The 14,619-nt window shown below is 44.2% G+C and carries 16 protein-coding genes; 1 reads left to right on the top strand and 15 read right to left on the bottom strand.

Features of this window, described 5'->3' with window-relative positions; genetic code table 11:
* Positions 1-3 precede the first annotated feature (3 nt).
* The 8 genes from B5G00_RS05825 to mtaB form a co-directional block, all read right to left on the bottom strand.
* Positions 4-645: an O-methyltransferase gene (locus B5G00_RS05825; RefSeq protein WP_087269949.1), complete on the bottom strand. Its 642-nt coding sequence runs from the start codon at positions 643-645 to the stop codon at positions 4-6.
* On the bottom strand, positions 642-1,142 hold the full coding sequence (locus B5G00_RS05820; protein WP_087269946.1) for an endolytic transglycosylase MltG: 501 nt from the start codon (positions 1,140-1,142) through the stop codon (positions 642-644). Before B5G00_RS05820 ends, B5G00_RS05825 begins: the two co-directional genes overlap by 4 nt.
* A gap of 15 nt (positions 1,143-1,157) precedes the next feature.
* Complete coding sequence (locus B5G00_RS05815) at positions 1,158-1,499, bottom strand: YlbF family regulator (protein WP_087269943.1); 342 nt, start codon at positions 1,497-1,499, stop codon at positions 1,158-1,160.
* A gap of 3 nt (positions 1,500-1,502) precedes the next feature.
* On the bottom strand, positions 1,503-3,170 hold the full coding sequence (locus B5G00_RS05810; protein WP_087270161.1) for a ribonuclease J: 1,668 nt from the start codon (positions 3,168-3,170) through the stop codon (positions 1,503-1,505).
* Between the two features lie 42 nt (positions 3,171-3,212).
* The gene (locus tag B5G00_RS05805) at positions 3,213-3,479 is read right to left on the bottom strand and encodes a DUF1292 domain-containing protein (RefSeq protein WP_087269940.1); all 267 of its coding nucleotides are present in this window, start codon (positions 3,477-3,479) and stop codon (positions 3,213-3,215) included.
* A gap of 65 nt (positions 3,480-3,544) precedes the next feature.
* A complete protein-coding gene (ruvX, locus tag B5G00_RS05800; RefSeq protein WP_087269937.1) occupies positions 3,545-3,979 on the bottom strand; it encodes a Holliday junction resolvase RuvX in 435 nt (144 codons plus the stop codon).
* A gap of 3 nt (positions 3,980-3,982) precedes the next feature.
* Entirely contained in the window at positions 3,983-4,252 is a 270-nt protein-coding gene (locus B5G00_RS05795; protein ID WP_087269935.1) for an IreB family regulatory phosphoprotein, read from the bottom strand.
* 122 nt (positions 4,253-4,374) lie between these two features.
* Positions 4,375-5,688 carry a tRNA (N(6)-L-threonylcarbamoyladenosine(37)-C(2))-methylthiotransferase MtaB gene (gene mtaB, locus B5G00_RS05790; RefSeq protein WP_164496688.1) on the bottom strand — a complete coding sequence of 438 codons (1,314 nt, stop codon included), beginning with the start codon at positions 5,686-5,688 and terminating at the stop codon, positions 4,375-4,377.
* 156 nt (positions 5,689-5,844) lie between these two features.
* Here mtaB and B5G00_RS05785 point away from each other — a divergent pair, with 156 nt between their 5' ends.
* Entirely contained in the window at positions 5,845-6,078 is a 234-nt protein-coding gene (locus B5G00_RS05785; RefSeq protein ID WP_087269932.1) for an HPr family phosphocarrier protein, read from the top strand.
* A gap of 125 nt (positions 6,079-6,203) precedes the next feature.
* Here B5G00_RS05785 and thiI read toward each other — a convergent pair whose 3' ends face one another.
* The 7 genes from thiI to dnaK form a co-directional block, all read right to left on the bottom strand.
* On the bottom strand, positions 6,204-7,385 hold the full coding sequence (gene thiI, locus B5G00_RS05780; RefSeq protein WP_087269929.1) for a tRNA uracil 4-sulfurtransferase ThiI: 1,182 nt from the start codon (positions 7,383-7,385) through the stop codon (positions 6,204-6,206).
* A gap of 15 nt (positions 7,386-7,400) precedes the next feature.
* Positions 7,401-8,555 (bottom strand): cysteine desulfurase family protein, encoded by a 1,155-nt coding sequence (locus B5G00_RS05775; RefSeq protein ID WP_087269926.1) that lies wholly within the window; start codon positions 8,553-8,555, stop codon positions 7,401-7,403.
* A 2-nt stretch (positions 8,556-8,557) separates the two neighbouring features.
* A complete protein-coding gene (locus B5G00_RS05770) occupies positions 8,558-9,298 on the bottom strand; it encodes a 16S rRNA (uracil(1498)-N(3))-methyltransferase (protein WP_087269923.1) in 741 nt (246 codons plus the stop codon).
* Between the two features lie 9 nt (positions 9,299-9,307).
* Positions 9,308-10,294, bottom strand: coding sequence for a 50S ribosomal protein L11 methyltransferase (gene prmA, locus B5G00_RS05765; RefSeq protein ID WP_087269920.1), 987 nt, complete (start codon positions 10,292-10,294; stop codon positions 9,308-9,310).
* Positions 10,295-10,334: 40 nt separating this feature from the next.
* Positions 10,335-11,252 carry an AEC family transporter gene (locus B5G00_RS05760; protein ID WP_087269917.1) on the bottom strand — a complete coding sequence of 306 codons (918 nt, stop codon included), beginning with the start codon at positions 11,250-11,252 and terminating at the stop codon, positions 10,335-10,337.
* Between the two features lie 195 nt (positions 11,253-11,447).
* On the bottom strand, positions 11,448-12,611 hold the full coding sequence (dnaJ, locus tag B5G00_RS05755; protein ID WP_087269914.1) for a molecular chaperone DnaJ: 1,164 nt from the start codon (positions 12,609-12,611) through the stop codon (positions 11,448-11,450).
* A gap of 79 nt (positions 12,612-12,690) precedes the next feature.
* Complete coding sequence (gene dnaK, locus B5G00_RS05750) at positions 12,691-14,565, bottom strand: molecular chaperone DnaK (protein WP_087269911.1); 1,875 nt, start codon at positions 14,563-14,565, stop codon at positions 12,691-12,693.
* Between the last annotated feature and the right edge of the window lie 54 nt (positions 14,566-14,619).

Below are 14,619 nucleotides of genomic sequence, written 5' to 3'. Positions count from 1 at the left end.
CTGTTACTTTCTTACGCTGAGGGCCACTCCGTCTCCCAGAGGGAGAATGGCGGTCTCCAGCTCGCTGCTGTTCTTCAGCGTACTGAGATACTCTCTCATACGTTTATAAATCGTTCTGTTCCTTCTCTCAACTGCAAAGTGGGACTGGATAATATCTCCATCCTGGAGCACATTGTCAGAAATCAGAATTCCTCCTTTTACAAGAAGGCGCAGAATGTCCGGCAGAAAATGGATATACTGTCCCTTTGCCGCATCCATAAAAATAAAGTCAAAAGGTTCCTCAAGAGTCTTCAGAACCTTTTGGGCATCTCCTTCTAAAAGGGTAATCTGCTTTTCTTTTCCAGCCTTTTTTAAATTCTCTCTGGCTGCTGATATCCGTTTCTCATAATTTTCAATAGTGGTAATCCTGCATTCTCCCGGACCGTAAGTACTCATAAGAAGCGCAGAAAATCCCACGGCTGTCCCTACTTCCAGAATCCTTGAGGGAGCTGTAAGCTCCAGGAGAACTTTCAAAAGACTCTGTGTCTCCCGCCGGATAATGGGTACATGGTCTCTGAGAGCCTCCATTTCCAGCTGATTGAGGAAGTCTGTATTTCCCCTGTCCAGGGAATTGATATAGGTGACTAACCTCTCGTCTACGATCACTCTCCAGTTCCTCCCTCTTCCTGGGTTTCTTCTGCGTCAGCATCGGTTCCATTCTGGATGTCAGAGCTTCCTTCCTGGGCAGTACCATCCTCCTGAGTCTGATTGGGCTGTCCCTTTATATTCTCTCTGGACAGAATCTCCATCATCTCATCCGGGGTCATACTGGTATTGAGTATATAAGTTCCCGTCTGGAGCTTGCCGCTGTAATTAGAAAGCTTCTCCTGAACCACAAACACTTTCGCATCACGGATAAGTCCTCTGTTCTCCAGAGTTTTCCCTATCTGATATACGGAATCCCCATCTTCCACCACCACGGTAATGTCTCTGCCCTCTTCTTCTGAATCCATAGGCTGCTGATAAAAAATGTCGTATCCAAAGTCATATGCAGATTTTCCAATATAGATCACTGCTATGGCTATGATCAGATAAAGGGCAAAACGGAAAAACCCTCCGGCTACAATGGATGATTTTTTCTGTTTTCTGACTTGTTTTCCCATAGTATTCTCCTTGGTCTACGATAATTCCGGAACATCCAGATTAATTCCCTGGTGAATGGCCGTGCTGATTCCCTGAAGCTGCTTGCACAGTGCCAACTCAGCCTCCAGAAATTGATTTACTTCCTCAATCTTGCACAGCTCTTCCATTTTTTCATCCAGATCGTCAATAACCTCATACAGATTCTTATCCTCATACTCATTCTGGACCCTGTAATTCATACGGCGCAGATCATCCACCTGTTCTTTCAGACCAGGTATCTTATTTACTGCTTCCAGAGCCACGCAGTACTGTTTATAAACACTGCCGTTTTTGATCGCTGAAATCAGCATTTCTGTACAGGTATCAATAAAGCTCATTCTTTACGCCTCCATAATGATCGGCAGGATCATCGGATTTCTCTTTGTCCGTTTCCACAGGAAATCTCCCAGGGAATCTTTAATGATGTTCTTAATCTTTCCCCAGTCTGTAATATGCTTATCCAGGCACACATCAATGGCGTCTTCCACCACAATACGGGCTTCGTCCATCAGATCTTCCGATTCTCGAACATATACAAAACCTCTTGATACGATGTCCGGACCTGCCAGCAGATTTCCGCTGTGTTTCTCCAGTGTAAGGACAACGATCATAATACCGTCTTCTGCCAAATGCTGACGGTCTCTCAAAACAATATTTCCAACATCTCCTACGCCCAGTCCATCTACCAGGATTGCTCCTGTACGGACTTTTCCAGTTACTCCGGCTGGTTCCTGCTCATTCAGCTCCAGAACATCTCCGGAAGAGAGGATAAAGATATTTTCCTTAGGAATACCCAGTTCTCTTGCAATTCCCGCCTGTGCTTTTAAATGTCGGTACTCTCCATGGACTGGTATGGCATACTTGGGTTTTACAAGAGAATAGATAAGCTTAATCTCTTCCTGACAGGCATGTCCGGAAACATGGGCATCCTGGAAGATTACATCTGCACCTTTTCTGCTCAGCTCATTGATAACTTTCGATACTGCTTTCTCATTTCCCGGAATAGGATTCGAACTAAAAATAATGGTATCATTTGGTTTGATGGTAACTTTTTTATGGATATTAGCCGCCATACGGGAAAGGGCTGCCATAGACTCACCCTGGCTTCCTGTAGTGATCAGGACTACCTTATCATCCGGATAGTTTTTAATCTGATCGATCTCTACAAGGGTCTTGTCCGGAACCTGCAGATATCCCAGCTCCTGGGCAGTGCCAATAACATTTACCATACTCCGCCCTTCCACAGCTACCTTTCTTCCATACTTATAAGCAGAATTAATAATCTGCTGCACTCTGTCTACGTTAGACGCAAAGGTAGCAATAATGATCCTGGTATTCCGGTGTTCAGAAAAAATATTATCAAAGGTCTTTCCCACCGTCCTTTCAGACATGGTAAATCCTTTTCTTTCCGCATTTGTACTGTCACACATCAGGGCCAGGACGCCTTTTTTCCCAATCTCCGCAAATCTCTGCAGATCAATGGCATCTCCGAATACAGGGGTATAGTCCACTTTAAAGTCTCCTGTATGGATGACAGTTCCTGCCGGAGAATAGATTGCCAGGGCAGAAGCATCCTGAATACTGTGGTTTGTCTTGATAAATTCAATCCGGAAACATCCCAGATTAATGGACTGTCCGTGTTTGATTACTTTTCTCTTGGTAGTTCTCAGTAAATTATGCTCTTTTAATTTATTATCAATAAGTCCTACGGTCAGTTTCGTAGCATAAATCGGTACATTTACTTCCTTCAAAACATAGGGCAGGGCGCCAATATGGTCCTCATGCCCATGGGTGATCACAAATCCCTTTACTTTATCAATATTTTCTTTAAGGTAGCTCACGTCAGGGATGACCAGGTCGATTCCCAGCATATCATTTTCCGGGAAAGAAAGACCACAGTCTACCACAACGATACTATCTTCATACTCAAAAGCTGTAATGTTCATTCCTATCTGTTCCAGTCCGCCCAAAGGAATGATCTTCAATTTTCCATTATGATTTCTTTTCAATGTTATTCCTCCGATAATTTCCGTTCCTGTCATTTTATGACACTATTCAAACTCAATGTCCTCTAACATGGCTGCAAAGACCTTGTAAACCGCATCGTATTCTGTATCATCCTCTACGAATACATAGCAGCCGTCTTTGTCGCCGTCCTCTGAAATGTCCTTTAAAATGTACGCCGCACTTCCGTTTTCATTTTCTGCCTCATCTGGATCAATGACCAGGAGATAATTTATTCCTCCCACTCTGGTCTGTTCCAAAATCCCGAATTCTAATTCAGATCCGTCCTCTCCATCAAATACTACTGTTTCCATACATTCGTCCTTTCTTTTTGTTTTTCAGGCATACACATAACCCGGAGACTCGTTGCCAGCAGAAATCAAACGGTATCCGGGTTTGCTTTTGCATCTAAATAGCCCTGCAGAATAAATACAGCTGCTATCATATCCACATATTTCTTTCTGTTTTCTCTTCGCACACCTGCTTCGATCAATGTGCGGTCCGCCTCTACGGTTGTAAGTCTTTCGTCCCACATAACAACGGGCAATCCCAGTCTGCGTTCCAGGGTTTCCTTTAGCTGCAGTGATTTCTCTGCCCGTTCACCGATAGTATTGTTCATATTTTTAGGAAAACCAAGAACAATCTCTTCCACCTGATACTCCTGTACCAGTTCTTCAATCCTCCGCAGAGATTTCCGAAGCTTGTTTTCCTCTTCTCTCCTGATAATTTCCAAACCCTGGGCTGTCAGTCCCATAGGGTCGCTGACAGCCACTCCTATGGTCTTAGAGCCATAATCAAGTCCCATGATCCTCATAGCTTATTCGTGTTTCCAGGACTTATTCTTGATATATTCTTTCAGCAGCTCTTCTACCAGCTCATCACGCTCCACTTTCATGATAGTGCTTCTGGCTCCCTTATGGCTGGTAATATAAGTAGGGTCTCCGGACATAATATAGCCCACAATCTGGTTCACCGGATTATACCCTTTCTCTGACATCGCATTATATACCAGATCCAGAACTTCTTTCACTCTCACTTCCGGGTCTGATTTTACATTAAAATATTGTGTATTCTCTAAATTTGCCATACTCAATTCACGCCCTTATCTCTAAAATTCGTTCTAATCTGCTATAGCCCTCTGGGATAAAAAAGGACATACAACTGCAACTATACCTTTATTCTAATATATCTTCCCCGGAAATTCAACTATTATATTCTGCAAATAAAGATGCCATCCTGGAGAAAACCTGTAACAGTTGCTGTCATTATGCGGTTTTCCAGGTTCTCACTGGCTTTAACCGCAGTCTTCAGATACTCTCTCGTATGTCCTGTCCAATATGTTTCTCCCTGTATTTCTGCAGTTTCCTCAAAAAGGATTTCTACTTCTTTTCCCAGAAAACTTTCCATATAGTTTCTTTCATGAGCCTTTCCCATCCCAATAAGCACACGGCTCCTCCGGTTCTTTTCCTCTTCGGCTACCTGTCCCTCCATACGGTCTGCCCTGGTACCTTTTCTTCTGGAGTATTTAAATATATGAGTCTCATAAAAGTTTACCTGCTCCACAAACTTTCTGGATGCTTCAAATTCTTCCTCTGTTTCCTGAGGAAATCCCACGATGACATCTGTGGTAAGAGCCGGATTCTCGAAATATTTCCGCAGGATACGGCATCCTTCCATATATTCTTCCGCCGTATATTTCCGATTCATCCTCTTCAGTGTTTCATTGCAGCCACTCTGAAGTGATAAGTGAAAATGGGGACAGATTTTCTCCATACTCCCCAGAGCTTTTCCGAATTCTTCTGTAATGATCCTGGGTTCCAGGGAGCCCAGACGGATCCGTTTTACCCCTTCTATCTGATGGACGGCCTGGAGCAGCCCCAGCAGGCTTTCTCCTATGTCAATCCCATAGGAGCTCAAATGGATACCAGTAAGGACAAATTCCTGGTAGCCGTTATCTACAAGACGTCTTACCTCTTCCAATACCTCTTCTTTTTTCCTGCTACGCACCCGTCCCCGTACGTAAGGAATAATACAGTAGCTGCAGAACTGATTGCAGCCATCCTGTACCTTCAGATAGGCTCTGGTATGTTCTCCTGTGGAAGAAAGTTCCAGATTTTCATATTCCACTGGCTTTTCCAGATCCATCAGGACCTTTTCCTGGCCCTGTCCCTTGTGATAATTTTCCAGAATATCCAGCAGTTCCTGCTTTCGGTTGTTCCCCAGTACAATATCTATGGCTTCATCTACTTTTTCAGAGTCCTTTTGAGCCTGGACATAACATCCTGCGGCAATGACAATGGCCTCAGGGTTCATCTTTCTGGCTCTGTGGAGCATCTGTCTGGACTTTCTGTCAGCAATGTTCGTCACCGTGCAGGTATTGATAATATATACATCTGCTCCGGGGGCAAAGGGTACGATTTCGTATCCTGCTTTCCTCAGGTCCTGCTCCATAGCCTCCATTTCATAGGCATTAACCTTGCATCCTAAATTGTGCAATGCTACTCTTTTTCTTATATTCTCCATTATTATTATCTCCATACATTAAGCGTTTTGACGAATTGTCACCAGATTCTTTGTGTTTTATTTTTCCCTTTTTCATATTGACTTTTTCTGCCAATAACGGTAACATAATCCTTGTAAATGCAATTACTAAAAATGAGGTAAGGGAGGATTTTTCCAATGAAAACAGTTAAAATTTCACTGAACTCTATCGACAAAGTTAAATCTTTTGTAAATGACATTACAAAATTTGATTATGATTTCGATTTAGTTTCCGGTAGATATGTAATCGATGCTAAGTCCATCATGGGCATCTTTTCTTTAGATTTATCTAAAGCTATCGACTTAAATATCCATGCAGCAGATGCCGCTCTTGATGAAATCTTAGAAACATTAAAACCATACTTAGTATAATCTCAGAACTTATATAAAAGGCTGCCGCTTTATGCGGCAGCTTTTTTATTCTACAGGAAAGTACTTCCCGACCATCCTATAGAATAAAATTTCTCCGTACAGGGTACAATACGGTATGCTGCCGTTTATTCTTCGCAAAGCACCGTTTCTGCAGTATCCACTGCTTCTTTCAGCATATCCTCGATTTTTTCCTGGAGCCGCTCTTCAGATTTTTTGATCACCTGGATATTAGGCTTGGTCACCGGATGTTTTGCCACAAAAATCGTACAGCAGTCCTCATAGGGCAGGATAGATGTCTCATAGGTCTGGATTTTTAAGGCTACGTCTACGATTTCCTGTTTATCAAAACCGATCAGCGGGCGGAATACAGGCATAGTGCAGACTTCGTTGGTAGCCGCAAGGCTATGAATTGTCTGGCTGGCTACCTGTCCGATACTCTCCCCAGTTACCAAGGCCAAACAGTCGTCTTTCTTTGCAAATTCTTCTGCAATCTTCATCATATACCGGCGCATGATGATAGTCAGCTCTTCATGAGGGCATTTATCATAAATGTAAAGCTGGATATCTGTAAAGTTCACAATATGGAGCCGAATAGGCCCTGCATACCTGGATACCAGTTTTGCCAGATCGATGACCTTCTGCTTTGCACGCTCGCTGGTATATGGCGGCGCATGGAAATAAACAGCGTCAATGGTCACGCCTCTTTTAGCGATCATATAGCCTGCCACAGGACTGTCGATTCCTCCTGAAAGCAGGAGCATAGCCCTTCCGTTGGTTCCCAGAGGCATACCTCCAGGTCCTGGTATATTCTCAGAATAGAGATATATTTTATTCCTGATTTCCACATTCACTGTCACCTGAGGGTTGTGAACATCTACTTTCATATTGGGGCAGGCATCCAGGATCACGCTTCCCAGCTCGCTGCTGACCTCCATAGACTGCATCGGATAGGTTTTCTTATTTCTTCTGGTATTTACTTTAAAAGTCAGGGATTTTTCCCCGTAAACCTTTTTCACATAGTCTGCCACATCTTTAGAAAGCTGTTCGAATCCCTGGTCCTCCAGGACCACTGCAGGGCAGATGCCGTAAATGCCGAAAACCCGTTTCATGGCCTCTACAGCTTCCTCGTAGTCAAAATCGCCCTGGGGATATACAAAGATACGCCCCATTTCTTTTACTACCTTGAAAATGCCTTCTACATTTCTCAGCTGATATCTGATCTGGTCTACCAGAGCATCCTCAAAGATATAACGGTTTTTTCCTTTAATAGCGATTTCTGCGTATTTGATCAAAAAAGCCTTATACATACAAATTTTCTCCTTTTATTTTCTTGCATATCTCCGCAGCATGGGAAGAAGACTTCTCAGTGACTCCAGGGTATAGTCCAGTTCCTCCCTGGAAGTAAATTCACTGAAACTGAAACGAACAGCGGACTCTTTTCTCTCCGGACTCAGACCTATGGCCCCAAGAGAGGCGCTTCCTGTCCTTTTGTGGCTGGAGCAGGCACTGCCTGCGGAGACATAAATTCCTTTGTCTTCAAGAGCATGAAGGAGCACTTCGCTTCTCACTCCCGGGAAGCTGACATTTAAAATATGGGGAGCTCCTTTGGAAGGTTCCGGGCCGTTGATTACCACGTTTTCCAGCTTTTCAAGCTCTCCGGCAAAATATTCTTTCAGCTCTCTCATATAAGCTGTATTTTCATCCAGATGTTCATATATGATTTTAGCGGCTTCTCCCATTCCGGCGATTCCCGGTACATTGTCAGTACCTGAACGCATGCCTTTCTGCTGTCCTCCTCCCAAAATCAGGGGATGGATTTTCACCTTATCGCCTATATACAGAAATCCCACGCCTTTGGGGCCGTGTATCTTATGGCTGCTTACAGAAAGCAGGTCAATCTTCATTTTCTTCGGATAAATCCTGTACTTGCCATAAGCCTGGATAGCATCTACATGAAAAAGAGTCTCCGGATTTTTCTCTTTGATAAGGCTGCCCACTTCTTCCACAGGCAGAAGGGCTCCCAGTTCATTATTTACATACATGGCAGACACCAGGATCGTATCCTCTCTTATGGCTGCAGACAGCTCATCCAGAGACAGATTTCCCTGTTCATCCACAGGTATCCTGGTAATCTCAAATCCCTGTTCTTCCAGCCACTCCACAGGAGCAGATACTGCTGCGTGTTCAAAAACCGTTGTGACAATATGCTTTCCCTTTCTCTGATTGGCCATGGCTGTGCCGATCAGCGCCCAGTTATCTGACTCCGTTCCTCCGGAAGTAAAGTATATATCTTTCTCCTGTACTTTCAGAGTCTTTGCAATCTTCCTGGCCGCCTCTTTCACATAATCCTCTGCCTGAACGCCTTTTAAATGCATGGCCGAAGGATTTCCGTAGTCTTCCATCATAGTCTTTACCACAATATCCTTCACTGCCTCATAGCATCTGGTAGTAGCAGAATTATCCAGATATGCCTCCATTTCTATTCCTCCAATGCAAACATCAGAACAGACAATACCGCAAGACCTGCAGTCTCTGTTCTCAGTATCCTTTTTCCCAAAGTGATCACCTGGGCATCAGCCCCGGAAACCGCCAGTTTTACTTCCTCTTCTTCAAAGCCGCCTTCCGGACCGATAAAAATGCCCACAGACTGGCCCCTGGCAATCTGTCCCAGGATTTCTCTTGTGTGTTTCATATCTTTTGCCAGCTCATAAGGCAGCAGAACCACATCCAGCTGGGCCCCATACTGGACAGCCTCCTGAAAGTTCATAACCCCTTTAATCTCAGGAATATACATTCTTTTAGACTGTTTGGCTGCACTTTCTGCTATAGCCTGCCATCTGGCCAGTTTTTTCTCTTCTTTTTTCTTATCCAGTTTCACCACTGCACGCTTGGAAGCCACAGGGATCACCTGGTGGACTCCAAGTTCCACGGCCTTCTGAATGATCAGCTCCATCTTATCTCCTTTAGGCAGTCCCTGAAAGAGATACAATTTAGAGGGCAGTTCGTAGCCTGCCTCCTGAACATACATAATGTGAGCCAGGATCTCTTCTTCGTGAAGCTCCTGGATATAACAGGTATATTCTTTGCTGCCTCCGTCGCTGATCAGGATTTCTTCTCCCTGACGCATACGGAGGACATTTTTTATATGATTTACATCACTGCCTGTAATAGAAATCTGCTTTTCTCCTATCTGAGCAGGATCTGCAAAAAAACGGTACATATTTCCACCTTAATTCTTTCTGGCTGTCACAGATACCCACTCTCCCTGATGGGTAACCTCCAGCACTTCCAGTCCGGCTTTTTTCACAGCTTCCACCACTACAGATTCCTTTACATCCAGAATACCGGAAGTAATATAGATTCCGCCTTTTTTCATGTGCTGTACGATAACCGGAGTCAGAGGAACCAGCACGTCTGCCAGGATATTGGCTGTCACGATATCATATTTCTCATAGCCTGCTGCATCCTGTATTTCTCTGTCATCGATAATATTGCCGATCATCATCTCAAAATCCCCATCTGGGATCTGATTGGCCTCTTTATTTTCTTCTACTGCCGGCACTGCACAGGGATCCAGATCTGTCCCTACTGCATGAGACGCGCCTAGCTTTAAAGCCACAATGGAAAGAATTCCGCTGCCGGTCCCTACATCCAGAAGAACCGTGTCTTTTGTCACATATTTCTTCAGCTGCCGGATGCAGAGCTGGGTGGTCTCGTGCATACCTGTTCCAAAAGCAGTTCCCGGATCAATATGAATGATCATCCGATCCTTATCCTCTTCCTTAACCTCTTCCCAGGAAGGAATGATCAGGATATCATCCACATAGAACTGCTTGAAATACTGCTTCCAGTTATTGATCCAGTCAATATCTTCTGTCTCATCTACAACAATGGTTCCCTCTCCTATATCCAAAAACTCTTTCAGACTTTCCAGCTCCTGATTCACCATATCCAGCACCTGTTCTTCTGTAGTCTTCTCGCCGTTTACCAGAAGCTCTCCCTCTTCTGTCTCTTCTACAAAAAAGCTAAGATATGCCGTGCCGTCATCCTCACCTATCTGGGGAAGGATATCTACAAACATCTGCTCCTTTTCCAGTGCAGTAAGAGGCACATTATCCTCTATCTGAGCTCCCTCCAGGCCGATGTCATAAAGGCTGCTGATAATAATATCTTCAGCTTCTGTTTTCGTTTTAATTCTGAATTTTTTCCACTTCATATTGAATTCCTTTCTTTTAAATATCCACTGTATGTTAACTTTATACCAGCATAAAAGTCAGTGTAATCGTAAAAACCGACAAAACTGTTGTTACCACAATTCCCTCTGCAATAGGTTTGGAGTCCTTTCCATATTGTTCGCAGAGCATTGCAGGAAAATTTCCTACAGGAAGAGCCGCCATAAGCACAACCGTAGCCCGTATGAGAAAATCTGTCAGTACCGGCTTCAGGATAAGAGCCAGTATCATGGGAAATGCGATGAACCGGATTGCTGTAAATATAAGCAGTCTTTTGTTCTTTATCATTTCTTTGAGCTTCATTCCCGCCAGAGAGATTCCTATCACGATCATAGACAAAAGCGTACATGCATTGCCGTAATATCCTGCAAGAGTCTCAATTTCTTCCGGTAATTCCAGTTGAAACCAGTATATGAAAAATGCCGCCATACAGGCAATAAGCCCCGGACTTAGATAGTCCTTCCAGGACCGTTTTTTTTCCTCTGCGCCGTTTTTCAGCAGCATGATTCCAAAAGTAAAAATAGTAAAATTAAAAAGGAAATTGAAAACGATCACATATACCATAGATTCCGGGCCGATAATTGCCAGGGCAACAGGTATTCCTATAAATCCTGTATTTCCGAAAACAGTCATCAGCACATAGGCATTTTTCAGATGGTTCGGCACTTTCAGCACCCATACAAGAAAATATCCGAAGAAAATAAGAAAGAGGTAAAAAATAACTGCAAGAATTCCTACAAAAATCACATTTTCTCTGGGAATCTGAGAAAGGTCATTGAACATACTTACGATTACCAGTCCTGGCGAGCAGACATTGACTACTAAAGCCGACAGATCTTTAGAAGCACTGTCAGATATCATTTTCTTTTTATAAAGTATAAAGCCTGTAAGGATCAGAATAAAAATCATGATCATCTGCTTCAGCACTACTAAACCGCTCATTTTCCCCGTTCTTCCTTTTTCTGATTTATCTTTCTTTGTATTTATGCTCAAATGAGCCCACAGAGTTCGCCTCTGGCCTCATGTTATTATAGAAGAAAAAATTTCAAATTGCAACAGGGCTTCTCTTCAAAAAAAAGAACGCTGCATCTATCTCAAAAAGAAATCTATGCAGCGTGTTCTTCCTGTCATTGGAGATTAATTTTCAAACATATCTTTCAGCTTCTCACCGAATTTTTTCTTTTTTTCACCGCCTGACGGCCTGTTACCGCAAGCCGCATCAAATTTACGCAGAGCTTCCTTAGCTTCCTCGTTCAATTTGGTAGGCACTTGTACTACCAGGGTCACATAGTGATCTCCTCTTACATTTTTATTTCTCAGAGAAGGCACTCCTTTTCCTTTCAGCCGCACTTTTGTATCGGTCTGAGTCCCCGGTTTTATGTCATACATTACATCGCCGTCTACAGTGCTGATCCGCACTTCTCCTCCCAGAGCTGCCTGAGCAAAGGTAATGGGCGCTGTAGAGAATATGTTCATATCCTGTCTCTGGAAAATCGGATGGCGGGCAACCACTACTTCCACCATCAGATCCCCTCTTGGTCCGCCGTTGGTTCCCGGCTCGCCTTTCTCCCGGATACGGATGCTCTGTCCGTTGTCGATACCTGCCGGTATAGTCACCTTGATCTTCTTGCGGTTGGAAATAAATCCGGTTCCACGGCAGTCCGGACACTTATCTTTTATCACTTTTCCGGTTCCATGACAGTCCGGACAGGTCTGAACATTCTGAATGGTTCCAAACATGGACTGCTGTGTATATACCACCTGGCCGGTTCCGTGACATTTAGAACAGGTCTCTGGTGAAGTTCCCGGCTTTGCCCCTGTACCATGACAGGTTTCACAGGTATCCTTCAAAGTAAGGTCCAGCTCTTTTTCACAGCCGAATACGGCTTCCTCAAAAGTAATCCTTACAGAAGCATGTACATTGGCACCTTTCATAGGGCCATTATTAGGTCTCCGTCTTCCGCCGCCGAAAAGATCCCCGAAAATATCGCCGAAAATGTCGCCCATATCTCCGCCGCTGAAACCTCCGAAGCCGCCAAATCCGTCAAATCCTCCGGCTCCGCCGCCTCCCTGTTCAAAGGCCGCATGGCCGAACTGGTCATACTGTCGTCTTTTCTGGGGGTCGCTTAATACACTGTATGCCTCTGTAGCCTCTTTAAATTTTTTCTCTGCCTCTTTATCTCCCGGATTCACATCCGGATGATACTTCTTGGCAAGCTTCCGGTAGGCACTTTTTATTGCAGACTCGTCTGCTCCCCGGTCCACGCCCAGGACTTCATAGTAATCTCTTTTATCTGCCATTGGTCTTTTCCCTTTCTACACACAAGCATGGGATGCCCGAAAACACCCCATGCTTTTCTATTGCTTTTTATGTCCCGGATTAAACTTCTCTGTAGTCTCCGTCTACCACATCATCGCCGTATGCTTCATTTCCGCTGTCCTGAGAACCTGTTCCTGCTCCTGGATTTGGTCCTGCCTGCTGTGCACTCTGCGCCTGCTCATACATTTTTGCGAAAAGTTTCTGAGCGCTCTGCATCAGTTTCTCTTTTCCAGCTTTCAGTTCTTCTACCTGAGCATCTGTGATCTCATCTGTATTGGAACATTTTGCCAGAGTTTCTTTCAGTGCATTCAGATCTGCTTCTACGGCAGTCTTGTCGTTTGCATCAATCTTATCCCCAGCTTCTTCCATGGCTTTCTCTGTCTGGAATACCATAGCGTCTGCATCATTCTTTGTATCTACAGCTTCTTTACGTTTCTTATCCTGAGCTTCGTATTCAGCAGCCTCTCTTACAGCCTTATCGATCTCATCATCAGACATGTTAGAACCTGCAGTAATGGTAATGTGCTGTTCTTTTCCTGTTCCCAGATCCTTTGCAGAAACATTAACAATACCGTTTGCATCGATATCAAAGGTAACTTCGATCTGAGGAACGCCTCTTCTTGCTGGCGGAATTCCATCCAGACGGAACTGTCCAAGGGATTTGTTATCTCTTGCAAACTGTCTCTCACCCTGTACTACGTTGATATCTACAGCAGTCTGATTGTCTGCTGCTGTGGAGAAGATCTGGCTCTTCTTGGTAGGAATTGTTGTATTTCTCTCGATCAGTCTTGTAGCGATACCTCCCATGGTCTCGATTGACAGTGACAGCGGAGTAACATCCAGCAGAAGGATATCTCCTGCACCTGCGTCTCCTGCCAGCTTTCCACCCTGTACAGCAGCACCCAGAGCAACACATTCATCTGGGTTCAGAGTCTTGCTTGGCTCTTTTCCTGTCAGCTGTTTTACTTTATCCTGTACAGCGGGAACACGGGTAGAACCGCCAACTAACAGTACCTGGCCCAGTTCAGAAGCACTTAGTCCAGCATCAGAAAGAGCACGTTTTACAGGTTCTGCAGTCTTCTCTACCAAGTCGTGTGTCAGCTCATCGAATTTTGCTCTTGTCAGATCCATATCAAAGTGAAGAGGTCCGTTGGCATTCATGCTGATAAATGGCAGGTTGATGTTAGTTGTTGTAGCGGAAGACAGCTCTTTCTTTGCTTTTTCTGCTGCTTCTTTGATACGCTGCATAGCCATCTTATCTGTAGAAAGGTCAACCCCTTCTTTCTTCTTGAATTCAGAAATCATATAGTCAGCAACCTTCTGGTCGAAATCATCGCCGCCCAGATGGTTATTACCTGCTGTAGACAGAACTTCGATAACGCCGTCGCCAATTTCAATGATGGAAACATCAAAGGTACCGCCGCCTAAGTCGTATACCATGATCTTCTGCTCTTTCTCATTGTCCAGTCCATAAGCCAGAGCTGCTGCAGTAGGCTCGTTGATGATACGTTTTACCTCCAGGCCTGCAATCTTACCTGCATCCTTGGTAGCCTGACGCTGTGCATCGTTGAAATAAGCCGGAACTGTGATAACAGCCTCTGTAACTTTCTCGCCCAGATAGTTCTCAGCATCTGCCTTCATTTTCTGAAGGATCATTGCGGAAATTTCCTGAGGAGAGTATTTTTTCTCATCAATGGCAACTCTGTAGTCTGTACCCATATGTCTCTTGATAGAGGAAATAGTCTTGTCAGCGTTAGTAACAGCCTGACGTTTTGCAGGCTCACCTACAAGTCTCTCTCCTGATTTTGTAAAAGCTACAACGGAAGGTGTTGTTCTTGCGCCTTCTGCATTTGGAATAACTGTTGGCTGTCCGCCTTCCATAACGGCTACACAGCTGTTTGTAGTACCTAAGTCAATACCTATGATCTTGCTCATGATAACTCCTCCTTGAATCATTTCTATTGTTAGTTATTATTGGCTGTTTATAAG

It is taken from the genome of Blautia sp. An46 (assembly GCF_002161645.1).
GTDB lineage: Bacteria > Bacillota > Clostridia > Lachnospirales > Lachnospiraceae > Blautia > Blautia ornithocaccae.
The sequence above is the reverse complement of the archived record's forward strand: the minus strand, read 5'-3'. Positions and strand labels throughout refer to the sequence as shown.

Excerpts from the sequence above, each read along its gene's own strand:
- B5G00_RS05820 (WP_087269946.1), bottom strand. The coding sequence starts at position 1,142 with ATGGGAAAACAAGTCAGAAAACAGAAAAAATCATCCATTGTAGCCGGA.
- B5G00_RS05815 (WP_087269943.1), bottom strand. The coding sequence starts at position 1,499 with ATGAGCTTTATTGATACCTGTACAGAAATGCTGATTTCAGCGATCAAA.
- B5G00_RS05795 (WP_087269935.1), bottom strand. The coding sequence starts at position 4,252 with ATGGCAAATTTAGAGAATACACAATATTTTAATGTAAAATCAGACCCG.
- dnaK (WP_087269911.1), bottom strand. The coding sequence starts at position 14,565 with ATGAGCAAGATCATAGGTATTGACTTAGGTACTACAAACAGCTGTGTA.
- dnaJ (WP_087269914.1), bottom strand. The coding sequence starts at position 12,611 with ATGGCAGATAAAAGAGATTACTATGAAGTCCTGGGCGTGGACCGGGGA.
- prmA (WP_087269920.1), bottom strand. The coding sequence starts at position 10,294 with ATGAAGTGGAAAAAATTCAGAATTAAAACGAAAACAGAAGCTGAAGAT.
- B5G00_RS05760 (WP_087269917.1), bottom strand. The coding sequence starts at position 11,252 with ATGAGCGGTTTAGTAGTGCTGAAGCAGATGATCATGATTTTTATTCTG.
- B5G00_RS05785 (WP_087269932.1), top strand. The coding sequence starts at position 5,845 with ATGAAAACAGTTAAAATTTCACTGAACTCTATCGACAAAGTTAAATCT.
- B5G00_RS05770 (WP_087269923.1), bottom strand. The coding sequence starts at position 9,298 with ATGTACCGTTTTTTTGCAGATCCTGCTCAGATAGGAGAAAAGCAGATT.
- mtaB (WP_164496688.1), bottom strand. The coding sequence starts at position 5,688 with ATGGAGAATATAAGAAAAAGAGTAGCATTGCACAATTTAGGATGCAAG.
- ruvX (WP_087269937.1), bottom strand. The coding sequence starts at position 3,979 with ATGAGGATCATGGGACTTGATTATGGCTCTAAGACCATAGGAGTGGCT.
- B5G00_RS05805 (WP_087269940.1), bottom strand. The coding sequence starts at position 3,479 with ATGGAAACAGTAGTATTTGATGGAGAGGACGGATCTGAATTAGAATTC.
- thiI (WP_087269929.1), bottom strand. The coding sequence starts at position 7,385 with ATGTATAAGGCTTTTTTGATCAAATACGCAGAAATCGCTATTAAAGGA.
- B5G00_RS05775 (WP_087269926.1), bottom strand. The coding sequence starts at position 8,555 with ATGGAGGCATATCTGGATAATTCTGCTACTACCAGATGCTATGAGGCA.